Raw genomic sequence first — 22,008 nt, forward strand, 5'->3', positions numbered from 1 at the left:
AACGACGCTTTTATCAGGGTACGTACTACTCGTTAGAGCCAACTATGTCCGACTTCGATCGGCGCGAGTTCATCAAGGCAACGGCGGGACTTGGAGCGGTCGGTCTCGGCGGCATCGCTGGCTGTACCGGCGGCCCCTCGGACGGCGACGAGGACACGACGACCTCGACGACCACGACCTCGGACGACTCCGGGACGGACACCGAGACGACGACCGAGCAGTCCGACCCGACACAGATCGGGATGGTGTACGCGACGGGCGGACTCGGCGACGGGTCGTTCAACGACCAGGCCCAGCAGGGCATCCAGCAGGCTGCCGAGGACTTCAACGTCGAGTACGACGAGACCCAGCCCGACGACGTCCCGCAGTTCAGTAACTACCAGCAGCAGCTCGCGAGCTCCACCGACCCGGACTACGACCTGGTCTCCTGTATCGGGTTCCTGCAGGCGGACGCGCTCAGTGAGACGTCCGAGAGCTACCCCGACCAGAACTTCCAGATTGTCGACTCCGTCGTCGAGGCGAACAACGTCGGAAACTACGTCTTCCAGGAGCACGAGGGCTCGTACCTCGTCGGCGTGCTCGCTGCGATGCTGACGTCCCAGAGCTTCGAAGCGGGTGCCGGCTCCACGAACCCGGAGGCCTCGACCGTCGGCTTCGTCGGCGGCGTCGAGGGCGCGCTCATCGGGAAGTTCGAGGCAGGGTTCAAGGCGGGCGTTCAGGCCGTCGACGAGAACATCGAGGTCCAGACGTCCTACGTGGGTAGCTTCAACGACCCGAGCGGCGGGCAGGAGGCCGCCCTCGCGATGTACAACGACGGCGCGGACGTCGTCTACCACGCCTCCGGCAACACCGGCACCGGTGTGTTCCAGGCGGCCCAGGAGCAGGGTCGGTTCGCCATCGGCGTCGACCGCGACCAGTCCGTGACGAAGGACAGCTACCAGGACGTCATCCTGGCGAGCATGGTCAAGCGCGTCGACACGGCAGTGTACAACGCCGTCGAAGCGACGGTCAACGACGAGTTCGAGGGTGGCAGTACCACGACGCTCGGCCTGGAGCAGGACGGTGTGGCCTGCGTCTACGGTCAGCAGCTCGGCTCGGAGATCCCCGAGGACTCGAAGACCGCCGTCAGCGACGCTCGCGACGGCATCATCGCCGGAGACATCTCGGTCCCGCAGGACCCGTCGAACGTCTAAGCGCGTCGACTCCACTTCACTGGTAACTGTACGAAATGAGCCAAACGGACGCGGCTGTCCGACTCGAATCGATCACGAAGCGCTTCCCTGGCGTCGTCGCCAACGACGAGGTAAACCTCTCCGTCGAACGCGGCACGGTGCACGCGCTGCTCGGCGAGAACGGCGCAGGGAAGACGACCCTGATGAACGTCCTCTACGGGCTGTACCAGCCCACAGACGGCCGCATCGTCGTGAACGGCGAACCCCGTGACTTCGACTCCCCGCGGGACGCCATCGACGCTGGTATCGGGATGATCCACCAGCACTTCATGCTCGTGGACCCGATGACCATCGCCGAGAACATCGCGCTCGGCAACGAACCCCGGAAGTGGGGTGGCCTCGCCGTCGACCAGGAGGCTACCCGCCGGGAGGTCGTCGAACTGAGCGAACGCTACGGGTTCGACGTCGACCCCGACCAGACCGTCGCCGAGGCGAGCGTCGGCGTCCAGCAGCGCGTCGAGATTCTGAAGGCGCTCTACCGTGGCGCGGACATCCTCATCCTCGACGAGCCGACGGCGGTGCTCACGCCCCAGGAGGTCGAGGACCTCTTCGGCGTGCTCGACGAACTCACCGAACAGGGGAAGACGGTTATCTTCATCACGCACAAACTCGGTGAGGCGATGCACGCTGCCGACGACGTCACCGTCCTCCGGGACGGGAAGCACGTCGGCTCGGTCGACGCCGGCGAGACGTCCCGGGAGGAACTCGCCGAACTGATGGTCGGCCGCGAGGTCATCCTGGAGGTCCAGAAGCAGCCAGCCGACGTCGGCGAGCGGGTACTCGGCGTCGACTCCCTCTCGGTGCGCGACGACCGGGACGTCCCGGCGGTCCGCGACGTCTCGTTCAGCGTCCGCGAGGGCGAGGTGTTCGGCATCGCGGGCGTCGACGGGAACGGGCAGTCCGAACTGATCGAGGCGATCACCGGCCTGCGCGAACCGGAGTCCGGCACCGTCACGTTCGAGGGCCGAGACCTCTCGGAGGACTCGCGGCGCGAACGGATCGACAACGGGATGGCCTACATCCCCGAGGACCGCCAGGAGCGCGGCCTCGTGATGGAGTTCGACCTCGTCGAGAACGGCATCCTCGGCAGCCAGCACAGCGCGCCGTTCGCCGGGAGCGGCCGCATCGACTGGGAGCAATCGCGGGACCACGCCGAACACGTCGTCGAGGCGTACGACGTGCGCCCGCCGAACGCCGACAACGACGCCGCGTCGCTGTCTGGCGGCAACCAGCAGAAGTTCATCGTCGGCCGCGAGTTCGAACGCGACCCGCGACTCGTCGTCGCCACACACCCGACGCGCGGGGTCGACATCGGCTCCCAGGAGTTCATCCACGACCGCCTGCTGGGGCTGCGCGAGGACGACCGTGCGGTGTTGCTCGTCTCCTCGAAACTCGACGAGGTCCAGGGGCTCTCCGATCGCCTCGCGGTGATGCACGACGGCGACCTGATGGCCGTCGTCGACCCCGAGGCGATCAGCGAGGAGAACCTCGGCCTGCTGATGGCCGGTGAGTACCCGGAGGACTATCCGAGCGCGGAGACGGCAACGCCGGAGGTGGAGTCGTGAACCTGCGCGACCGGGCGCAGGCCGCGATGACCCGGCTCGTACACGCCTCGGGCGTCGAGCGACTGTTCATCAGCCTCTCCGCACTGCTCCTCTCGATCCTCATCGGCGCCGTCATCATCCTCGCCGCCGGTCGCATGACCGACTGCGGGACCGCAGTGTACACGCTTGCGTTCCCGGGCAGTCTGATCACCGGACTGGTTGGCGGGGACGCGATCTTCTCGATGGGGTTCTGTTACGACCCGATCTCCGTCTACGACAAACTGTTCCTCGGCGCACTCGGGGACGTCGTCAACAACCCGACGAACGGCCAGTTCGCCACGACGCTCGCGGAGACGACCATCCTCATCTTCACGGGCGTCGCGGTCGCGATCGCGTTCCGCGCGGGCATCTTCAACATCGGGGCACAGGGCCAGCTCGTCGTGGGCGCACTGCTCACCGCGGTCGTCCTCGTCTACGTCGCACCGACGTTCTCGGGCCTCGGCGTCGTCGGGACGCTCCTCTTGCTGCCGTTCGGCATCCTGCTCGGTGCGCTCGGCGGTGGCGCCTACGGGGCGCTCCCGGGCGCGCTGAAGGCGTACGCGGACGCAAACGAGGTCATCACGACGATCATGTTGAACTTCGTCGCCACGTCGGTCGCCCTCTACCTGGTGTCCGACCACTTCAAGGACCCGGAGAGTTTCGCCGACCAGACAGTCGCGCTCCCCGACTTCTCGCTGTTCCCGTCGCTGCTGTTCCGGGCACGCGACGACTTCTCGCTCGTCGCGCTCGGGCTCGGCGTGCTCACGCTCCTCGGCATCTGGTACGTGCTCACGCGAACCTCGTTCGGCTACGACGTGCGCACGAGCGGTCTCCAGCCGGACGCCGCCGAGTACGGCGGCGTGGACGCCGACCGCACTATCGTCTCCAGCATGGCACTGTCGGGCGCGCTCGCCGGCGTCGGCGGCGCCGTCTACGTGCTGATGGTGCTCGGCAACTTCCAGACCGGCGTCCCGTCGTACGGCTTCGACGGCATCACGGTCTCCATCCTGGCGGGCAACAACCCGCTCGGCGTCGGCTTCGCGGCGTTCCTCTTCGGCGTGCTGAAGAGCGGCTCCATCGTCGTGCAGGTCGGCTCCGACGTGCCACCGGAGCTCGTCGGCGTGCTCCGCGGACTCATCATCCTGTTCGTCGCCATGCCGGAGTTCTTCCGGATGGCCGGCCGCAAGTTCTACTCGGTCCAGCCGACCGGGACACAGCCCGTCGCCGCGGACGGCGGAGGTGGGTCCGATGAGTGACGCGTCCATCCGCGGGCGCACCGAGGCTGCCGTCCGGGGCGCTCACGGCCGGCTGTTCGAGGGGCGCAGTCTCCTCCAGCAGATCGTCATCGGCGTCTCGCTGCTCGCGGCGCTCGGACTGCTCGCGACGGGCATCTTCGCGCCCGACTCGACGGCGAGAGACCTCCTCGCCATCGTGTTCGCCGACTCGACACTCGGCGCCACGCTGCGGCTGTCGGTTCCCATCGCGTTCGCCGCGCTCGGTGGCATCTTCGCGGAGAAGAGCGGGGTCATCAACATCGGTCTTGAGGGGCTGCTCATCATCTCCGCGTTCACCGGCATCTGGGCGACGGACCTGACGGGCAGCGTCTGGATGGGGCTGCTCGGCGGCGTCGTCGCCAGCACGCTGCTCGCCGGCCTGTTCGCGGTGGTCTGCATCGAGTTCCGCGCCGACCAGATCATCGCGGGGCTGGCCGTCTGGCTCATCGCACTCGGCCTCGCGCCGTTCGCGTCCTCCGTCATCTACGGGGGGACGACCTCCGACAGCGTCCCCACGTTCCAGTCGCTCCCGAACATGACGGTGCCCTTCGTGTCGGAGTTCGTCACGACGCCGCTGGGCTTCGTCGTCGAACTCCCGGTCGTCGGCGTCCTCGACCTCCAGTCGTCGCTCGTCGGCATCCCGTTCTTCGGGGCACTGTTCAAGGCCAACCCCACGGTCTACCTGATGTTCGCGGCCGTCGCGCTGTCGTGGTACACGCTCAACCGCACCGCGTTCGGGCGGTGGGTGGTCGCCAGCGGCGAGAACCCGAAGGCCCTCGACACCGCCGGCGTGAACGTCCACCGCGTGCGCTACGTCGCGGTCTTGCTGTCGGGTGTGCTGGCTGGTGTCGGCGGCGCGGCGCTCGCGCTCGGCATCGGTCAGTTCACCGGGAACGGTCCGACGATGGTCAACGGCAAGGGGTTCATCGCCATCGTCGCCTACCTGTTCGGGAACTACAACCCCATCGGGGCGTTCCTCTCGACGATGCTGTTCGCGGGCCTCGACGCCGTCCAGTTGACCCTGCAGGCGCGGGACGTCTTCCAGGTGCCGCGACCGCTCGTGCGCACCGTCCCGTACGTCACCGTCATCGTCGTGCTCGCGCTGTTCGGTCGCACCCGCCTCCCGGAGGCGGCCGGCGACCACTACGAGTCCGGCGAGGGCGAGTGAGGCGGTAGTTCGGCCCCACGAACACCCGCCTTCGAAACGGATTAACGCCACCCTCTGGGTCCATAGCGGCCCCATAACCGGACTCTGGAGGGGCGGAGTCGCCCAACGACTAACCGTCTCGGAGGCGTACCTGTGGGCATGTTCGACCGTGGCAATTCACGCACCGAGACCACCGACAGCGACCCGACAGAGACGAACTCGTACGAGACCGAACGGGACTCCCCGGCGTCTCCCTCCTCGTGGGCACCCTGGGGTGGCCGAGGGTTGCGGTCGACCCTCGGCTACGGGAGCGCGCCGGACGGTGACGAACTCGACGAGCAGGAAGACGACGATAGCCGGTGGATCGAGGGGCTCTACGACGTGCTCATCGTCGTCGGCGTGGTGCTGTTCTTCTTCCCGGAGCCCGCGACGTCGATGGTGGGTGTCTTCCTGATCCTGCTCGGTGCGGGCGGCTGGCTGGTCGACGCGCTGCGGTGACGGCGCTCCAGGGACCGCCAGTGTATCCCACGCTGTCGCCGACCGCACACCACCTACTGTTTTGTCCGCGCCGGGTGAACACGTGGCCATGGACGAAGCCGACCTGCTGTCTGCCGCCCGCGACACCCTCGACGACGCCTACGTCCCGTACTCGGAGTACCCCGTCGGCGCCGCCATCGAGACCGCATCCGGCGAGGTGTACGTCGGCTGCAACATCGAGAACGCGAACTACTCCAACAGCCTCCACGCCGAGGAGGTCGCCATCGGCGAGGCCATCAAGGAGGGCCACCGGGAGTTCGAGCGCCTCGTCGTCACGTCCGCCGAACGCGACGCGGTTACCCCCTGCGGGATGTGCCGGCAGACACTCGCGGAGTTCTGCGACGACGAGATGCCGGTGCTCTGTGACACGGGTGACGACTTCGAGCGGTACACGCTCGGGGAGTTAATCCCGGACACGATCACGCCCGAGATGCTCGGGAAGTGAGGAGGTCGGCGAACGCGGTCCGGTTCAGGAGCACGAACCCGGCCGCGACCACGCCGAACCCGACCACGGTGACCGGACCGACGCGCTGGCCGAGCACCGCCCACCCGGTGACTGCAGTCACCACGGGCACCGCGTAGGAGACGAGGTTAGCGCGGACGGGACCCACGCTGTCGACGAGTTCGAAGTAGAACGGGTAGGCCAGCGCTGTCGCGACCACGCCGACGTAGCCGATTGCGAGAACGAGCGTCGACGAGTTCGGGAGCACCTGGGGTTCGCCGACGAGCAAACTGAGGGCGTGCACGACGACGGCGCCGACGACGAGTCCCCACGCCGTCTCCGCGAGCGCGTCTAGCTCTGAGTCCAGCCGGCCGACGAGGACGCTGCCGAGCGCGAGGTTCGCGGCGCCGACGAGCACCAGGAGTTTGCCCAGCGTCCCGCTCGCGAGCGCCGCGACCGACGGCCGGACGACGATGCCGACTCCAAGCAGGCCGAGCAGGAGGCCGACGAACTCGACGCCGTCGAGTCGCTCGGAGGGGAGGAGGCCGCGCGCGAACCCCGTCGCGATCACCGGGTTCGTGCTGAACAGTATCGACGCGACCGCCCCGGTCGTGTACTGCTGGCCGGCGAAGAGGAACGCGTTCATCAACGCCGCGACGAGCACCCCGTTCACGGCGACGCCCAGCAGGGCGGTCCGCGTCCGAGGAATCACGCGCTCGGACAGGACGAACGCGAGTGGGAGGGCGACCACCGCCGCGACGTCGAGGCGGAAGGCCGCGAACAGGAGCGCCGGGAGCCCGTCCAGCCCGACCTCGATAGCGACGAACGACCCGCCCCAGGTGAGCGCGACCACGGCGAACAGGACGACGACACGAGTCCGTGACACGCCGACGGCAACGAGCGCCACGACGAAGTGTGTTCGGCTCCCGGCACGCGGCCGGCACCGGACCTGCGGACCGAACGGCAAGACACTTTGTGTGGGGCGGTCGAATCCAGTGGCATGCCCGGCGACAGCGAGGACCCGAACGACGAGGTCCAGTACCACATCGAACTCGCGGAGGGAGACGTCGCGAACGCAGTGCTCCTCCCCGGCAACCCGGAGCGCCTCGACAAGATCACGCCGTTCTGGGACGACCACGAGGAGATGGCCTACCACCGCGAGTACCGCACCGCGACCGGCAGCTACGAGGAGACCCCTATCTCGGTCACGTCCACCGGTATCGGGTCACCATCCGCTGCCATCGCCGTCGAGGAACTCGCACGCGTCGGTGCGGACACGTTCATCCGCGTCGGGTCCTGCGGCGCCCTGCAAGCGGACATGGACCCCGGCGACCTCGTCATCACGCGCGGCGCCGTCCGGCAGGAGGGGACCAGCGACGAGTACGTCCGGGAGGACTACCCGGCGGTCGCCGACCACGAGGTCGTCGCCGCGCTCGTCGCCGCCGCCGAACGTCTCGGCCACGACTACCACGTCGGCCTCACGATGAGTTCGGACTCGTTCTACGCGGGCCAGGGCCGGGCCGGATTCGACGGCTTCGAGGCCGCGGGCAGCGACGACCTCGTCGACGAACTCAAGAACGCGAACGTCGCCAACGTCGAGATGGAGGCCGCCGCTATCCTCACGATCGCGAACATCTACGGCCTGCGCGCCGGTGCGGTCTGCTCGGTGTTCGCCAACCGGGAGACCGGCGAGTTCCTCACCGAGGGCGAGACGACGGCAGCCGAGACGGCGAGCCTCGCGGTCCACCTGCTCGCGAGGATGGACCAGAAGAAGGCCGAAGCCGGCGTCGACCAGTGGCACGCTGGCCTGAGCCTCGACTGACTGTGCGAACGTACCCGCGTCGCTGTCACCCCTCCCGCTCGGGGCCGCCGTCTTCGGAGAGGAAGATGCTGTCCTCCCCCGAGTAGAAGGTGTCCAGTGCGCGCAGCGCGCCGATGTACGAGCCGATGGCGACCAGGGTGATTGTGAGGAAGAAACCGAACGCGATGCCGATGAGTTCGGAGACCATACGAAAGCTGCACCGCGCTCGGACTTGAATCGACGGGGTCGACGCCGCCGTCGCCGCACTCCCAAACCCTAAATCGGATGCTGGAGTGCTTCCGGTATGACCGACATCTGGGAGGGCGGCGCCATCTCCGAGGCGTTCGCCGAGGCGTTCGAGAACTGGGCGACGCGGAACGGCGGCGAGATGGAGGCGTCGACGGAGGGACAGCTGTTCTGCGAGTTCCCGCCGACGGACTACCAGATCCGGATGCGCGTCTGCCTCTACGAGGCCAACGGCCGCCACCTGCTCCGGTTCGACACGGTCCGCGAGGAGGTGGAGCTGAAGCTCCTGACGAAGTTCGAGACGACCGATAGCAAACTCATCCTGCAGTCCGACAAGGCCAGTCGGACGTTCTACCTCGACGTGCAGGCGGGAGAGTGGCGCATCGAGAAGCGGCCCGTCGCTCAGTCCTGACTCGCGGCGGTCACTCGGGTCGCGTTACAGCGCGTCCCAGGCCTGCATCGCCCGCGGCCACGACGTGATCTTCGCGATCCATCGCGCGGCCGCACCCTTCTTCAGCATCTTCGCAGGGGTGGAGTTGAACGTCCGGACGGGCGCGGAGACGCCGCCGACCTCCACCTCGTGGGCGAGGGCCGTCTCGCCGACCGAGATGAGCGTCCCCTGGTCGTCGTACGTCCACGTCTTCAGCGGGCGGTCGTCGATCGCTCGCGCGACGTTCTCGGCGGCGACGTCGGCGGCCTGCCAGGCGGCCTGGGCGGTCGGCGGCGCGACCTCGTCGTCGCCCTGGTCGACGAGTGAACAGTCGCCGACCGCGAACACGCGCTCGTCCTCGGTCTGTAGGTTCGACGACGCGCTCAGGCGGTTGTGTTCGGCGTCGAGGTCCACCTCGCCGAGTTCCGCCGGGCCGGTGACACCGCCCGTCCAGAGGAAGACGTCGTAGTCGAGGTCCTCGCGCTCGTCGAACTGGAGGCAGTCAGCGTCGCAGGACGTGATTGGGTCGTCGGTCAGGATCTCGATGTCGCGGGCCTCCAGCCGGTGGCGGAGCGCGCCCTGGATCTCGCTGTCGCCTGGCGGGAAGATCTCGGGCAGCGCCTCGACGAGCGTGATGTCGATGGGCGCGTTGCGGCGGTCGCGGAACTCCGCGAGTTCACCGGTGCTCTGGATGCCCGAGAGGCCCGCGCCGCCGACGACGATCTGGGCGGGATTCTCGCGGGTCGCCTCCCGAGCGGCTTCCTTCACCTGCTCGTGAATCTCGAGGGCGTCGTCGAGGCTCTTCAGCGTGAGGGGGTGTTCGTCCATCCCCTCGATGCCGTAGGTCGCCGTGTCGGAGCCGATGCCGACGAGGAGGTAGTCGTAGTCGACGTCGTCGCCCTCGGCGAGTTCGACGACGCGGTCGTCGGTGTCGACGTCGGTGACGGCGTCGTGGACGAACTGCGTTCCGGTGGACTTGATGTCCTCGACGGGGATCGTAATCTTCTCTCTCACGCCGGGGTCGCGGATGACGCGGTGCGCCTCGTGGAGAACCAGGTGGTAGTCAGTGTCGGAGATCCAGACGAGTTCGGTGCCGGGTCCGAGTTCGGACTCCAGTTTCGAGACGGCACCTGCACCAGCGTACCCTGCACCGAGAACGACGACTCTCGTGGCCATGACAGATTGTCGGTCCGCCTCCGATACAAAGGCTTTGAAACGCAGTCGGGCGGGGAGTTGTCAGTGTGCGGGCTCTTCGGCGGGCGCCTCCATCGACTCGATCTTCAACACGAGGATGTTGCTCGTGTCGTCTTTCCCGTCGAGGGTTCCGGTGATGACGAGCTTCGACAGCGGCGTCGGGCCGACGCGGAGTTTGTCGCCCTCGTGGAACTCCCGGACGGAACCCCGGAGGTGGATCTCAGCGCGGCAGAGCTCCGGGTGGTGGACGCTAGTCAGGTCGATCTCCTGAACGTTCGCGTTCTCGACCTCCTCGCCCTCGCAGAAGACGGGAATCTCGGCGGTGGTGTCGAGTTGCTGGATCTCCAGTGCCTCGTAGGCGTTCGCGGTCGGCTTGTAGCCGCCCTTCGGTCCGGGGACGCCCTCGACGAGCTGGAGGGCTTTCAGGCTCTGCATCTGGTTCCGGATGGTGCCCGCGTTCCGGTCTACCTCCCCCGCGATGTCCTCCCCCTTGATGGCCTCCTCGCGTTGCGTGTAGAGATCTACGAGCGCCCGGAGGATCGTCTTCTGGCTAGAAGTCAGTTCGATCGATGACATGCTGTAGCATTCTCCGCTGAATTTGATAAAACCCCCGATGGCGACGGTAGAACGGTAGGCTTTACGGCACGTCCGACGACCGTAGCGTATGAACGGTGCCCGTGTGCTCGTCACGGGTGGTGCGGGGTTCATCGGTTCGAACCTCGCGAACCACCTGGCCGAGGACAACGACGTTGTAGCAGTGGACAACGGTTACCTCGGAACCCCCGAGAATCTGGACGAGGCAGTCGAGTTCGTCGAGGCGGACGTCCTCGACGACGACCTCCCGACCGACGTCGACGTGGTGTTCCACCTCGCCGCACTGTCCAGCCGGCAGATGCTCGAAGAGAACCCGCGGCAGGGCGCCCGGGTCAACGTCGAGGGGTTCGTGAACGTCGTCGAGCAGGCGCACGCGGACGGCTGCAGTACGGTCGTCTACGCGTCGACCTCCTCGGCCTACGGGAGTCGCACGGAGCCGAGCCCCGAGGACATGGACCTCGAGGCGGCCACGGGGTACGACGCCTCGATGCTCGGCCGCGAGCGCTACGGCGAGTACTACAACAGCTTCTACGACGACCTGACCTGTGCCGGGATGCGGTTCTTCTCGGTCTACCAGGGTTACGGCGGCAACGAGTCCCACAAGGGCGAGTACGCGAACACCGTCAGCCAGTTCGCGGACGAGATCGCGAACGGCGAGTCGCCGGTACTGTGGGGTGACGGCTCCCAGACGCGTGACTTCACGCACGTCGACGACATCGTCCGGGGACTCGTCACCACGGCCGCCCACGACCTCGCGGGCGTGTACAACCTCGGGACGGGAGATGCGTACTCGTTCAACGAGATGGTCGAACTCATCAACGACGTCCTCGGGACGGACGTCGAGCCGGCGTACGAACCCATCCCCCTCGAGAACTACGTACACGACACCTGTGCGGACATCACGAAGATCGCCGAGGCGACCGGCTGGGAGCCGGAAATCAGCTTCGAGGAGGGCGTCAAGCAGGTGTGTGCGCCCTACCTGGACAGCGAGTAGTCGACGTACCACGTGATGGCGAAGTAGCCACCGACGACGAGGCAGCCGAACCCGCCGGCGAGAATCAACCCCCAGCCGACCCACATCGCAGCACCAGGGGGGATGTTGGTCACGACGTAGCCGAGGACGGCGAACGTCAGACCGACCAGTGCTACCTGTTTGCCGGCTTATGCGGCCGTGACGCGCTTCAACTCACCGTACGACCTGCCGTGGGTCAGGTGGCCAGTGAGAACCACCCAGGCGAACCAGACGCCGAGGCTGTGTGCTGTCCGTCGGGCGGACTGGAGGGACCAATCGGGCATCGACTACCACGGTGGTAGCCACACATATCAAACTACGTACTGGTTTCGGCGGGGCAGGGACAGAAATCAACTACGCACGGGCGAGTTGCCAGTCGATGACTCTCGTGAGGCCAGTCGTGAAGGCGATGAGGGACCCACCGAGGAGTACCCCGACACCCCAGACGGAGCCCGTCCACACGTACAGTTCCACCGGGAAGAACAGGTAGAGCCAGGTAGCGACGCCCGCGTAGCACGCGAGCGGAACCAGTAGCACGACGACTTCGCGGGGTCGAAGCCGCTTCAGTTCGCCCCACGTTCGGCCGTGGCGGAGGTTACCGGTGAACGGGAGCCACGCCACCCAGGCCAGCACGCGGAGCCCCAGGTAGTGGAGCTGTTTGACCGTAGAGGGCATACAGCGAACTGTCGCAATTACTTTACATAAATCTTCGCCCGCGACGCGATACCCGGACGTACAAAGGGCTACTCGTCGTATCGACGAGCGTGACCAGGACTGTCCAACTCATCGGCGCACCGATGGACTACGGTGCGGACCGACGTGGCGTCGACATGGGCCCGTCGGCGATTCGCTACGCCGACCTCGCGACCGAACTGGCGGACGCGGGCGTCGAAGCGGTAGACGCAGGCGACCTCCTCGTCCCGCGCGCCGAGGAGCGAGACCCCGGCGACGCCGACGCGAAGTTCCTCCCCGAGATCGAGGACGTCTGCCGACGTCTCGCGGACGAGGTCGCTGACGCACTCGCGGAGGACCGCGTCCCGCTCGTCCTCGGCGGCGACCACGCCGTCGCCATCGGTTCGATGGCGGGGAGCGCTCGCGACGCCGACATCGGCGCCGTCTGGTTCGACGCGCACGGCGACTTCAACACGCCCGAGACCTCCCCGAGCGGTAACGTCCACGGGATGCCACTCGCCGCCGCGCTCGGCGAAGGCACCTTCGCCGACCACCCGTGGGCCAACGCCGCCGGACTGCGGGAGGAGAACGTCGCCTACGTCGGCCTCCGCACCCTCGACGACCACGAGCGGGAGGCCATCCGCGACAGCGACATGACCGCGTTCACGATGAGCGAGATCGACGAACGCGGCATCACCGACGTCACCGAGGAGGCACTAGACGTCGCGAGTGCGGGCGTCGACGGCGTCCACGTCTCCTTCGATATGGACTGGCTCGACCCCGAGACGGCCCCGGGCGTCGGGACGCCGGTCCGCGGCGGCGCGACCTACCGTGAGGCCCACACCGCCCTCGAGACCGTCGCCGAGCGTGACGCGGACGAGGAGATCCTGCGCTCGATGGAGATCGTCGAGGTGAACCCGATCCTCGACCAGTCGAACCGCACCGCGGACATCGCGGCGGAGCTCGCGGCGAGCGCGCTCGGAAAACGAGTGTTGTACAACGCGGGTCGCGCGAGCCACCGTCGACGACGCGGCGGGCGCTGAACTGACGGGACGTCTTCGGCGGTCTGCGTCGAAGGTGAGTGGCGTCTACGTCTCTTCGTCCGCTTCGTCGTCGCTCTCGCTCGGACGGTAGACGGAGACAGCCGCGACCTCGTCGCCCTCCTCGACGTCCATCACTTTCACGCCCTTCGTGTTGCGGCCGTAGGTCGAGATCTCGTCGACCGGGAGGCGGATGATCTGGCCGCGCTCGCTCATCGCGACGAGGTTGTCGTCGTCGGCGACGGTGTCCAGCGAGACCACGTCGCCGTTGCGCTCGTCGGTCTTGATGTCGACGAGCCCCTTCCCGTTGCGGGTCTGCTTGCGGTACTCCGAGAGCTTCGTCCGCTTCCCGTAGCCGAACTCGGTGACCGTCAGCAACGTGCGCTCGTCGTCGGAGTCGGCCGCGGCGACGCCGGCGACCCGGTCGTCGCCCTCGAGGTCCATGCCGTGGACGCCTCGAGCGTTCCGACCCATCGGCCGGACGTCGTTCTCGTCGAAGCGGATGGCCATCCCCTGCTCGCTACCGAGGATGACGTCGTCGTCGCCGCTGGTCACCTCGACGTCGGCGAGTTCGTCGCCGTCCTCCAGGGAGATGGCGATGATACCCGTCGTGAGGATGTTCCCGAATTCGCCGACGCTCGTCCGCTTCACGTAGCCGTGACGGGTGGCCATCGTGAGGTACTCGTCGTCGGCCTCGAAGTCGAGGTCGTCGGCGGTGACGACCGCGGAGATCTCCTCGCCGTCGTCGAGGTCGAGGATGTTCACCGCCGAGGTCCCGCGGGCAGTGCGGGACATCTCCGGCACCTGGTAGACCTTCAGGCGGTACACCTGGCCCTGGTTCGTGAAGCATAGCAAGTAGTCGTGCGTGCTCGCCGTGAACACCGTCGAGACGCGGTCGTCGTCCTTGAGGTCGGTGCCGATGATGCCTTTCCCGCCGCGGTGCTGTGAGTCGAAGGTGTCCGCGGGGACGCGCTTGATGTAGTCGCCCTCGCTGAGCACGACCACGACGTCCTCCTCGGGGATGAGGTCCTCGTCGGTGACGGTGCCGGCGTCCTCGATGAACGAGGTGCGGCGCTCGTCGTCGTACTCGTCCTTGATCTCGCGGAGTTCGTCCTTGATGACCGAGAGGAGTTCCTCCTCGCTGCCGAGGATCTCCTCGAGGCGCTCGATGGTCTCGGTGACCTCCTCGTACTCGGTCTCGATCTCGGCGGCCTCCATCGACGTGAGGCTGCCGAGCTGCATCCGGACGATGTGGTCGGCCTGGGCCTGCGTGAAGTCGAAGACCTCCTTCAGGGCCTCTTTGGCCTCCTCGCGGTCCTCGGCGTTCTGGATGGTGTCGACCACGTCGTCGACCTGATCGAGGGCCTTCAGGCGGCCCTCAAGGATGTGAGCGCGGTCTTCGGCCTCGGCGAGGTCGTGCTCGGAGCGCCGCCGAACCACCTCGCGGCGGTGGGAGACGTACTCCGCGAGCATCTCCTTCAGCGTGAGGACCTTCGGCTGGCCGTCGACGAGCGCGAGGTTGATGATGCCGAACGTGCGCTCGAGGTGGGACTCCAGCAGCCGGTTCTCGACGACGTCCGTGTTCGCGTTCTGCTTCAGTTCGACGACGACGCGGACGCCGTTCCGGTCGGACTCGTCGCGAAGGTCGCGGATGCCCTCGAGTTTGCCGTCGTTGACGTCGTCGGCGATGCGCTCGACGAGCTTCGACTTGTTCTGCTGGTAGGGCAGTTCCGTGATGACGATGGTGTCGCTGCGGTCGCCCTCCTCGACGTGGTACTCGGCGCGCATCCGGACGCGGCCGCGCCCGGTCTGGTAGGCCTGCTTCACGTCCGAGCGCCCGACGATGTTCCCCGCCGTGGGGAAGTCGGGGCCCTTGACGTACTCCATCAGGTCGACGACCGTGCACTCGGGGTTGTCGATGAGGTGGATGGTCGCGTCGATCACCTCGCCGAGGTTGTGCGGCGGGATGTTCGTCGACATCCCGACGGCGATGCCGGAACTGCCGTTGACCAGTAGGTTCGGGAGCGCCGCCGGCAGGACGGTCGGCTCCTGCAGGCGGTCGTCGTAGTTCGCCTGGAAGTCGACTGTGTCCTTCTCGATGTCCTCGAGGAGTTCTTCGGCGATGGGTGCCATGCGGGCCTCGGTGTACCGCATCGCCGCGGCCGGGTCGCCATCGACACTCCCGAAGTTCCCCTGCCCGTCGACGAGGGGGTACCGCATCGAGAAGTCCTGTGCCATGCGCACGAGGGCGTCGTAGATGGCGGAGTCGCCGTGCGGGTGATAGTCACCCATCGTGTCCCCGACGATGTTCGAGGACTTGCGGTGGCTGGAGCCACTCGTGATGTTCGCCTCGTGCATCGCGTAGAGGATGCGCCGGTGGACGGGCTTGAGGCCGTCCCGGACGTCGGGCAGCGCGCGACCCGCGATGACGCTCATCGCGTAGTCGATGTACGACTGCTCCATCTCCTCGTCGACGCGCACGTTCTTCACTCGGTCCGCCACGCCGTCGGGTACGTCTGGTGATTCGGAACTCATCTCAGATGTCCACCCACTCTGCGTCAGTCGCGTTCTCCTGGATGAACCGCTTGCGAGGTTCGACGGCGTCGCCCATCAGCACGGAGAACATCTTGTCCGCCGCGGCCGCGTCCTCGACGGTGATGCGCTTGAGGATGCGGTTCTCCGGGTCCATCGTGGTGTCCCAGAGCTGCTGGGGGTTCATCTCCCCGAGGCCCTTGAACCGCTGGACCTGCGTCGGGTTGCCGTCGCACTTCTCCTCGACGATGCGTTCGCGGTCAGCCTCGGTCATCGCGTCGTACGTCTCGCCGCGGTACCGGATGCGGTACAGCGGCGGCTGGGCGGCGTAGACGAAGCCTCCCTCCAGCAGCGGCTTCATGTGCCGGTAGAAGAACGTCAACAGCAGCGTGCGGATGTGCGCGCCGTCGACGTCGGCGTCCGTCATCATCACGATGTTCTTGTATCGGAGGTTCTCGATGTCGAACTCGTCGCCGATGCCGGTGCCGAGCGCGGTGATGATGTGGCGCAGTTCCTCGTGTTCGAGGATGCGGTCGAGGCGGTGTTTTTCGACGTTCAGGATCTTCCCGCCGAGCGGGAGGATGGCCTGGAACTCGGGGTTGCGGCCCTGCTTCGCGGAACCGCCCGCGGAGTCACCCTCCACGATGAACAGTTCCGCGTCGTCGGGGTCTTTCGTCTGGCAGTCTGCCAGCTTCCCCGGGAGACTCGTCGATGAGAGCGCGCTCTTCCGGCGCGTCAGTTCCTCGGCCTTCTTCGCGGCCTTCCTTGCCTTCGCGGCCTCGACGGCCTTCCGGACGACCGCTCGCGCGGTGTCGGGGTTCTCCTCGAAGTACGTGCCCACGCCCTCGTGGACGACGCCCTCGACGATGCCCCGGACTTCGCTGTTGCCGAGTTTCGTCTTCGTCTGCCCCTCGAACTGGGGGTCGGGGTGCTTGACGGAGATGACGGCGGTGAGGCCCTCGCGGATGTCCTCGCCCTTGAGGTTCTCGCCGTCGAGTTCTCCGAGCAGGTCGTTCCCGTTCGCGTAGTCGTTGACGACGCGGGTGAGCGCCGTCTTGAAGCCCGTGAGGTGGGTGCCGCCCTCGCGGGTGTTGATGTTGTTGGCAAACGCGTGCGTCGAGGACTGGAGGTCGTCGGAGGCCTGCATCGCGATCTCGACCTGGATGCCGTCGTCCTCGTCCTCGAAGTAGATGACGTCGTCGTGGAGCGCGTCGCGGGACTCGTTGAGGTACTCGACGAACTCCCGGATGCCGCCGTCGTACTTGAACGTCGAGGACTGGGCCTCGTCGCCACGCTCGTCGGTGAGCGTGATTTCGACGCCGGAGTTGAGGAAGGCGAGTTCGCGCAGCCTCGTCTCCAGGGTGGAGTAGTCGAAGTCCAGCGTCTCGAAGATCTCGCTGTCCGGTCGGAACCGGATGAGCGTCCCGGTGTCGTCGCTGTCGCCGAGTCGCTCGAGGTCGGTGACGGGTTCGCCGCGCTCGAACTTCTCGCGGTACTTCCCGCCGTCGCGCTCGACCTCGACGGCGAGGCGCTCGGAGAGCGCGTTCACCACGGAGACGCCGACGCCGTGGAGCCCGCCGGACACCTGGTAGGACTTGGCGTCGAACTTCCCACCCGCGTGGAGGACGGTGAGGATGACCTCGACCGCGGGGCGGTCGTACTCCTCGTGGGTGTCGACCGGGATGCCCCGACCGTCGTCTTCGACGCTGACGGAGCCGTCCTCGTGCAGCGTCACCTCGATGTGGTCACAGTAGCCTGCCAGTGCTTCGTCGATGGAGTTGTCCACGACCTCGTACACCAGGTGGTGGAGGCCTCGAGAGTCAGTGGATCCAATGTACATCGCCGGCCGCTTCTGCACCGCTTCCAGTCCTTCGAGGACCTGGATTTGGCCAGCGCTGTACTCTGATTGTTCGGACATGAACGTTGTAGCGCCGTAGTCGCCGCATAGGTAAAAAAGCCCCGCACGCGTGCGCGCGAAACCGGGCCGAGTGCGGGTAGGGTGACCCTATCCGCGGGTGAACTGCCCTGATTCCCGGTCGACGGACCGGTTCCGCTCCGTCACGTCGACTGCGACGCCACGTACCCGCCGACTGCGCCCAGGCAGACGGGGAAGAGGACGCCCGAGAGAACCACGACGTGTGGGAACGACAGCGACAGCGCCACCCCGTCGGTCGTCCCGGTGAAGTAGAACCCGCCGAAGACGACGAGCGGGAGGTAGCCAGCGGCGAGCGACGCCCCGGCGAGGACCTTCGTTCGCGTGTCCGCCGGAACGGCGTCCGCCGCGGCGAGGCTGTAGCCCGTGCCGACGAGCAACACGACGACGAGCAGGACGAACAGTTCCCCCGAGTTCGCCGCCTGCGTCGCGTAGTTCAGCGTCGCGGAACCGTTGGTGATGGGGACCAGGTGGGCGCCGTAGAAGACGAAGCCGAACTCGGCGCCCGGCGACAGTCCCGAGAACGTCCACCGCGTGAAGACACTCGTTCCGACGACGGCGTACAGTGCAACCGACGCGACGAACCCCGTGACGTACGCCAGCACTCCGTTGAGGAACCCGGAGAGAACGGGGACGCCGCCGACGGTCACGGACTCGATGTCGACCATTCAGCAAACGTCGAGAAGCGGCGAGCATATTCGTTGCGGTCGCCCTCGGGGACGACCGAATTCGGCGGGGAGGGGCGCCAGGGAGACCACTTTCACTTTCACCACGGTGTACCACGGTGGTTTTATCCCCCGGACGGGAAAACAGAGGCACCGAATGACGTCCTTCCAGTCGACGCTTGCCGAGGGAGAGGGCATCGCGGAGGAACTAGCCGCGAGCCAGCGAGAGATCTCCATCGCCGAGTTCTTCGAGAAGAACAAGCACATGCTCGGCTTCGACAGCGGAGCCCGGGGGCTCGTCACGGCCGTCAAGGAGGCCGTCGACAACGCCCTCGACGCCACCGAGGAAGCCGGCATCCTGCCAGACCTCCTGGTCGAGATCGAGGACGCCGGGGACTACTACACGCTCGTCGTCGAGGACAACGGCCCCGGCATCACGAAAGAACAGATCCCGAAGATCTTCGGGAAACTACTGTACGGCTCGCGGTTCCACGCCCGCGAGCAGAGCCGCGGTCAGCAGGGTATCGGTATCTCCGCTGCCGTGCTCTACTCTCAGCTCACCTCCGGCAAACCGGTCCGTATCGAGAGCCGCACGCAGGACAGCAACGTCTCGCACTACTACGAGCTCATCATCGACACGGACACCAACGAACCCGAGATCGACGTGGAGAAGGAGCTCTCCGCGGCGGAGAGCAACCTCCGCGGGACCCACGGCACGCGCATCGAGATGGACATGGAGGCGAACATGCGCGCCCGCGGCCAGCTCCACGACTACATCAAGCACACCGCGGTCGTCAACCCGCACGCCCGCATCGAGCTCCAGGAGCCGAAGGGCGAGATCAAGGCCGAGCGCGCCGAGGGCGCGGGCCTGCCCGAGGAGACCGAGGAGATCCGCCCCCACCCCCACGGCGTGGAACTCGGGACGCTCATCAAGATGCTCGACGACACCGACTCCCACTCGGTCTCCGGATTCCTCCAGGGGGAGTTCACGCGCGTCGGGAAGAAGACCGCCGACAACATCGTCCAGGCGTTCCTCGACCGGCACTACGGCCGCGAGATGCGTTGGCGGCCGCCTGGAGTGGAGTCCGAGGTGGACCTCGAGTCGGTCGTCGTCGACGCCGTCTCGAACAAGGGCGCCGCCGACACCGAGGTGTTCGCCGAGCGCGTCGTCGACGCGATCGAGGACGCCGGCCGCGTCGGCTACTCGGAACTCCGGACGCTCGTCGAGGAGGCCGCCGACTACACCCAGAAGGAGACGGGGAAGACGTTCGGCGAAACCGTCCAGGAGAACGTCGTCGAGTCGGTCTGGAGCGAACTCACCGTCGACCGTGCCGACGACATCTTCGTCGCGGTCGACGCCGCGACGACCTCCCAGAAGGACGACGCCACCGTGCGTGGCCTCGCCGAGCGCATCGCCGACAAGTTCGGCGACGACACGCCCCGGGACCGCGTCACCCGCGACCGCCTCTCGGAGTTCGTCGAGCGTGCTGCGGAGATGACCGAGGACATCGAGGACGCGACCATCGGCGACACAGCCCGCGAGAACGTCGTGCGCGAGATCTGGACGGAGATGGCGTCGGTGCCCGACGACCCGCCGCTCACCCGGGAGGTCGGTGCCGACCGCGACGTCGCCAGCGACCTGCTCGCAGCGATGGAGAGCGTGCAGGTGATGGCGCCGCCGACGTCCTGTCTCTCCCCCATCAACGCTGACCTCGTGGAGGCCGGCCTCCGCAAGGAGTTCGACGCGGAGTTCTACGCCGCCTCGACCCGCGACGCCGACGTCCACGGCGGCGACCCGTTCATCGTCGAGGCCGGCATCGCCTACGGCGGCGAACTCGAAGCCGAGGGCGGCGTCGACCTGATGCGGTTCGCCAACCGCGTGCCCCTGGTCTACCAGCGCGGCGCGTGTGCGACCACGGAGGTCGTCAAGGACATCGGCTGGCGGAACTACAACCTCGACCAGCCGGGGAGTTCGGGGCTCCCCCAGGGTCCGGCGGTCATCATGGTGCACGTCGCGTCGACGAACGTGCCGTTCACCAGCGAGTCGAAGGACGCCGTCGCCCACGTGCCCGCCATCGAGGACGAGATCGAACTCGCGGTGCGGGAGGCCGCCCGCGAGCTGAAGTCGTTCCTGAAGAAGAAGCGCTCGATGCGCAAGCGCCAGCAGAAGCAGAACGTCATCATGGACATCCTCCCGAAGATGGCGACGAAGGTCTCGGAGATGACCGGTCGCGAGCAGGTGAACGTCGACGACTCGCTGGCCCGCATCATGAACAACGTCCTCGTCGAGCGGGAGGTCGAGGACGGCACGGTCACGCTCCGCGTCGAGAACCACGGGAGTTCCGCCGCGGACGTCGACCTCACAGACATCGTCTCCGCCGAACCCGAGGACCCGACGGACGGAAACGTCGTCGAGATGGACGGCGAGTGGTTCGTGAAGTGGTCGCTGTCGGTCTCAGGCGGCGACACCGAGACGCTCTCCTACGAGGTCGACGACGACGCGACGTTCGACCTGACCGTGGACGGAATCGAGGACGCCCGACTCACCCTCAACCAATGAGCTACGCAGACAAAGACGACGACGCCCGAGAACGCCTCATCGCGATGGCCGAAGAGTTCTACGACCAGTTCGAGGACGGGGAGATCCCCCGGATGACGCTCCCGACGCGCTCGAAGTCCAACATCGAGTACGACGAGGACTCCAACGTCTGGGTGTACGGCGACCGCACGAGCACGCGCTCGGCGAACTCCGTGCGCGGCGCCCGGAAGCTGCTGAAGTCCGTCTACACCGTCGACTTCCTCGCGCACCAGCTCGACGACGACCGCTCCTCGACGCTCCGGGAGCTGTACTACCTCTCGGAGTCCTGGGACGAGAAGGAGGCCCAGTTCAACGACCAGAGCGAGTCCGACAAGCTCGTCGAGGACCTCGAGATCGTCTCCGGCGTGAAACGCGAGGACTTCCACATGCGCCCCGAGGAGTCCGGCGCGAAGGTCATGGGGCCGCTGCTCCTCCGCGAACAGACCAACCGCGGCGACCGCGAGATCCACTGCCAGGACGACGTCGGCCAGGGCGGCTACCAGATTCCGAACAATCCCGACACCATCGAGTTCCTCGAGTCGGACGCCGACTTCATCCTCGCGGTGGAGACCGGTGGGATGCGCGACCGTCTCGTCGAGAACGGCTTCGACGACGAGTACAACTGCCTCGTCGTCCACCTCGGCGGTCAGCCCGCCCGCGCCACCCGCCGACTCACCAAGCGCCTCCACGACGAAGTCGGCCTCCCGGTCACGGTGTTCACTGACAGTGACCCGTGGTCCTACCGCATCTACGGCTCCGTCGCCTACGGCTCCATCAAGTCCGCACACCTCTCGGAGTACCTCGCCACGCCGGAGGCCCAGTTCATCGGCATCCGCCCGGAGGACATCGTCGACTACGAACTGCCGACCGACCCCCTCAGCGACTCCGACGTCAACGCCCTCGAGTCCGAACTCGAGGACCCCCGGTTCCAGAGCGACTTCTGGACCGAACAGATCGAGCTCCAGCTCGACATCGACAAGAAGGCAGAGCAGCAGGCACTCGCCTCTCGCGGCCTCGACTTCGTGACCGACACCTACCTGCCCGAACGGCTGGACGACATGGGCGTCATCTAGCCGGTCCGTCGCGTTCTCGCCCA

At 66.9% G+C, this 22,008-nt stretch carries 21 protein-coding genes; 12 read left to right on the forward strand and 9 right to left on the reverse strand.

Annotated features, from left to right (window positions below; genetic code table 11):
- Positions 1-44 precede the first annotated feature (44 nt).
- The 6 genes from LT965_RS14510 (at position 45) to cdd (ending at position 6,218) form a co-directional block, all read left to right on the forward strand.
- On the forward strand, positions 45-1,193 hold the full coding sequence (locus LT965_RS14510; RefSeq protein ID WP_232701569.1) for a BMP family lipoprotein: 1,149 nt from the start codon (positions 45-47) through the stop codon (positions 1,191-1,193).
- A 35-nt stretch (positions 1,194-1,228) separates the two neighbouring features.
- Positions 1,229-2,797, forward strand: a complete 1,569-nt coding sequence (locus LT965_RS14515; RefSeq protein ID WP_232701570.1) for an ABC transporter ATP-binding protein — start codon at positions 1,229-1,231, stop codon at positions 2,795-2,797.
- On the forward strand, positions 2,794-4,071 hold the full coding sequence (locus LT965_RS14520; RefSeq protein WP_232701571.1) for an ABC transporter permease: 1,278 nt from the start codon (positions 2,794-2,796) through the stop codon (positions 4,069-4,071). Before LT965_RS14515 ends, LT965_RS14520 begins: the two co-directional genes overlap by 4 nt.
- The gene (locus tag LT965_RS14525) at positions 4,064-5,257 is read left to right on the forward strand and encodes an ABC transporter permease (protein WP_232701572.1); all 1,194 of its coding nucleotides are present in this window, start codon (positions 4,064-4,066) and stop codon (positions 5,255-5,257) included. Before LT965_RS14520 ends, LT965_RS14525 begins: the two co-directional genes overlap by 8 nt.
- Before the next feature lie 138 nt (positions 5,258-5,395).
- A complete protein-coding gene (locus LT965_RS14530) occupies positions 5,396-5,734 on the forward strand; it encodes a hypothetical protein (protein WP_232701573.1) in 339 nt (112 codons plus the stop codon).
- Positions 5,735-5,822: 88 nt separating this feature from the next.
- A complete protein-coding gene (gene cdd / locus LT965_RS14535; protein WP_232701574.1) occupies positions 5,823-6,218 on the forward strand; it encodes a cytidine deaminase in 396 nt (131 codons plus the stop codon).
- Here cdd and LT965_RS14540 read toward each other — a convergent pair.
- Positions 6,193-7,101 carry a DMT family transporter gene (locus LT965_RS14540; RefSeq protein ID WP_232701575.1) on the reverse strand — a complete coding sequence of 303 codons (909 nt, stop codon included), beginning with the start codon at positions 7,099-7,101 and terminating at the stop codon, positions 6,193-6,195. The two genes, cdd and LT965_RS14540, sit on opposite strands and share 26 nt — an antisense overlap.
- A gap of 114 nt (positions 7,102-7,215) precedes the next feature.
- Here LT965_RS14540 and LT965_RS14545 point away from each other — a divergent pair, with 114 nt between their 5' ends.
- Positions 7,216-8,037, forward strand: coding sequence for a nucleoside phosphorylase (locus LT965_RS14545; protein ID WP_232701576.1), 822 nt, complete (start codon positions 7,216-7,218; stop codon positions 8,035-8,037).
- 25 nt (positions 8,038-8,062) lie between these two features.
- Here the strand turns inward: LT965_RS14545 and LT965_RS14550 are convergent, their stop codons facing one another.
- Positions 8,063-8,224 (reverse strand): hypothetical protein, encoded by a 162-nt coding sequence (locus LT965_RS14550; RefSeq protein WP_232701577.1) that lies wholly within the window; start codon positions 8,222-8,224, stop codon positions 8,063-8,065.
- Positions 8,225-8,320: 96 nt separating this feature from the next.
- Between LT965_RS14550 and LT965_RS14555 the strand changes: the two genes are divergently transcribed.
- Positions 8,321-8,674 (forward strand): hypothetical protein, encoded by a 354-nt coding sequence (locus LT965_RS14555; protein WP_232701578.1) that lies wholly within the window; start codon positions 8,321-8,323, stop codon positions 8,672-8,674.
- Between the two features lie 24 nt (positions 8,675-8,698).
- Here the strand turns inward: LT965_RS14555 and LT965_RS14560 are convergent, their stop codons facing one another.
- Entirely contained in the window at positions 8,699-9,868 is a 1,170-nt protein-coding gene (locus LT965_RS14560) for an NAD(P)/FAD-dependent oxidoreductase (RefSeq protein WP_232701579.1), read from the reverse strand.
- Positions 9,869-9,928: 60 nt separating this feature from the next.
- Positions 9,929-10,462 (reverse strand): Rrf2 family transcriptional regulator, encoded by a 534-nt coding sequence (locus tag LT965_RS14565; RefSeq protein WP_232701580.1) that lies wholly within the window; start codon positions 10,460-10,462, stop codon positions 9,929-9,931.
- 88 nt (positions 10,463-10,550) lie between these two features.
- Between LT965_RS14565 and LT965_RS14570 the strand changes: the two genes are divergently transcribed.
- On the forward strand, positions 10,551-11,474 hold the full coding sequence (locus LT965_RS14570) for an NAD-dependent epimerase/dehydratase family protein (RefSeq protein ID WP_232701581.1): 924 nt from the start codon (positions 10,551-10,553) through the stop codon (positions 11,472-11,474).
- On the opposite strand, the gene LT965_RS16600 is transcribed toward LT965_RS14570, so the two are convergent.
- Together LT965_RS16600 and LT965_RS14575 are read right to left on the reverse strand one after the other, a co-directional pair.
- Positions 11,456-11,587 (reverse strand): hypothetical protein, encoded by a 132-nt coding sequence (locus tag LT965_RS16600; protein WP_269782699.1) that lies wholly within the window; start codon positions 11,585-11,587, stop codon positions 11,456-11,458. The two genes, LT965_RS14570 and LT965_RS16600, sit on opposite strands and share 19 nt — an antisense overlap.
- A gap of 259 nt (positions 11,588-11,846) precedes the next feature.
- Positions 11,847-12,167 carry a hypothetical protein gene (locus LT965_RS14575; RefSeq protein ID WP_232701582.1) on the reverse strand — a complete coding sequence of 107 codons (321 nt, stop codon included), beginning with the start codon at positions 12,165-12,167 and terminating at the stop codon, positions 11,847-11,849.
- Between the two features lie 89 nt (positions 12,168-12,256).
- Here LT965_RS14575 and rocF point away from each other — a divergent pair, with 89 nt between their 5' ends.
- A complete protein-coding gene (gene rocF, locus LT965_RS14580) occupies positions 12,257-13,207 on the forward strand; it encodes an arginase (RefSeq protein ID WP_269782700.1) in 951 nt (316 codons plus the stop codon).
- A gap of 45 nt (positions 13,208-13,252) precedes the next feature.
- On the opposite strand, the gene gyrA is transcribed toward rocF, so the two are convergent.
- The 3 genes from gyrA to LT965_RS14595 form a co-directional block, all read right to left on the reverse strand.
- Positions 13,253-15,739, reverse strand: coding sequence for a DNA gyrase subunit A (gyrA, locus tag LT965_RS14585; protein ID WP_232701583.1), 2,487 nt, complete (start codon positions 15,737-15,739; stop codon positions 13,253-13,255).
- A gap of 1 nt (position 15,740) precedes the next feature.
- The gene (gene gyrB / locus LT965_RS14590) at positions 15,741-17,654 is read right to left on the reverse strand and encodes a DNA topoisomerase (ATP-hydrolyzing) subunit B (RefSeq protein WP_232701584.1); all 1,914 of its coding nucleotides are present in this window, start codon (positions 17,652-17,654) and stop codon (positions 15,741-15,743) included.
- Positions 17,655-17,794: 140 nt separating this feature from the next.
- The gene (locus LT965_RS14595) at positions 17,795-18,337 is read right to left on the reverse strand and encodes a DUF7978 family protein (RefSeq protein ID WP_232701585.1); all 543 of its coding nucleotides are present in this window, start codon (positions 18,335-18,337) and stop codon (positions 17,795-17,797) included.
- 154 nt (positions 18,338-18,491) lie between these two features.
- Here LT965_RS14595 and LT965_RS14600 point away from each other — a divergent pair, with 154 nt between their 5' ends.
- The gene (locus tag LT965_RS14600) at positions 18,492-20,894 is read left to right on the forward strand and encodes a DNA topoisomerase VI subunit B (protein WP_232701586.1); all 2,403 of its coding nucleotides are present in this window, start codon (positions 18,492-18,494) and stop codon (positions 20,892-20,894) included.
- A complete protein-coding gene (locus tag LT965_RS14605; protein WP_232701587.1) occupies positions 20,891-21,985 on the forward strand; it encodes a DNA topoisomerase IV subunit A in 1,095 nt (364 codons plus the stop codon). The genes LT965_RS14600 and LT965_RS14605 overlap by 4 nt, the downstream gene beginning before the upstream one ends.
- Positions 21,986-22,008: the final 23 nt, after the last annotated feature.

This window comes from Halobacterium wangiae, from assembly GCF_021249345.1.
GTDB classification, from domain to species: domain Archaea; phylum Halobacteriota; class Halobacteria; order Halobacteriales; family Halobacteriaceae; genus Halobacterium; species Halobacterium wangiae.

Coding starts and splice junctions, on each gene's coding strand:
- LT965_RS14510 (WP_232701569.1), top strand. CDS start 45: ATGTCCGACTTCGATCGGCGCGAGTTCATCAAGGCAACGGCGGGACTT.
- LT965_RS14515 (WP_232701570.1), top strand. CDS start 1,229: ATGAGCCAAACGGACGCGGCTGTCCGACTCGAATCGATCACGAAGCGC.
- LT965_RS14525 (WP_232701572.1), top strand. CDS start 4,064: ATGAGTGACGCGTCCATCCGCGGGCGCACCGAGGCTGCCGTCCGGGGC.
- LT965_RS14530 (WP_232701573.1), top strand. CDS start 5,396: ATGTTCGACCGTGGCAATTCACGCACCGAGACCACCGACAGCGACCCG.
- cdd (WP_232701574.1), top strand. CDS start 5,823: ATGGACGAAGCCGACCTGCTGTCTGCCGCCCGCGACACCCTCGACGAC.
- LT965_RS14545 (WP_232701576.1), top strand. CDS start 7,216: ATGCCCGGCGACAGCGAGGACCCGAACGACGAGGTCCAGTACCACATC.
- LT965_RS14550 (WP_232701577.1), bottom strand. CDS start 8,224: ATGGTCTCCGAACTCATCGGCATCGCGTTCGGTTTCTTCCTCACAATC.
- LT965_RS14555 (WP_232701578.1), top strand. CDS start 8,321: ATGACCGACATCTGGGAGGGCGGCGCCATCTCCGAGGCGTTCGCCGAG.
- LT965_RS14560 (WP_232701579.1), bottom strand. CDS start 9,868: ATGGCCACGAGAGTCGTCGTTCTCGGTGCAGGGTACGCTGGTGCAGGT.
- LT965_RS14565 (WP_232701580.1), bottom strand. CDS start 10,462: ATGTCATCGATCGAACTGACTTCTAGCCAGAAGACGATCCTCCGGGCG.
- LT965_RS14570 (WP_232701581.1), top strand. CDS start 10,551: ATGAACGGTGCCCGTGTGCTCGTCACGGGTGGTGCGGGGTTCATCGGT.
- LT965_RS14575 (WP_232701582.1), bottom strand. CDS start 12,167: ATGCCCTCTACGGTCAAACAGCTCCACTACCTGGGGCTCCGCGTGCTG.
- gyrA (WP_232701583.1), bottom strand. CDS start 15,739: ATGAGTTCCGAATCACCAGACGTACCCGACGGCGTGGCGGACCGAGTG.
- gyrB (WP_232701584.1), bottom strand. CDS start 17,654: ATGTCCGAACAATCAGAGTACAGCGCTGGCCAAATCCAGGTCCTCGAA.
- LT965_RS14595 (WP_232701585.1), bottom strand. CDS start 18,337: ATGGTCGACATCGAGTCCGTGACCGTCGGCGGCGTCCCCGTTCTCTCC.
- LT965_RS14600 (WP_232701586.1), top strand. CDS start 18,492: ATGACGTCCTTCCAGTCGACGCTTGCCGAGGGAGAGGGCATCGCGGAG.
- LT965_RS14605 (WP_232701587.1), top strand. CDS start 20,891: ATGAGCTACGCAGACAAAGACGACGACGCCCGAGAACGCCTCATCGCG.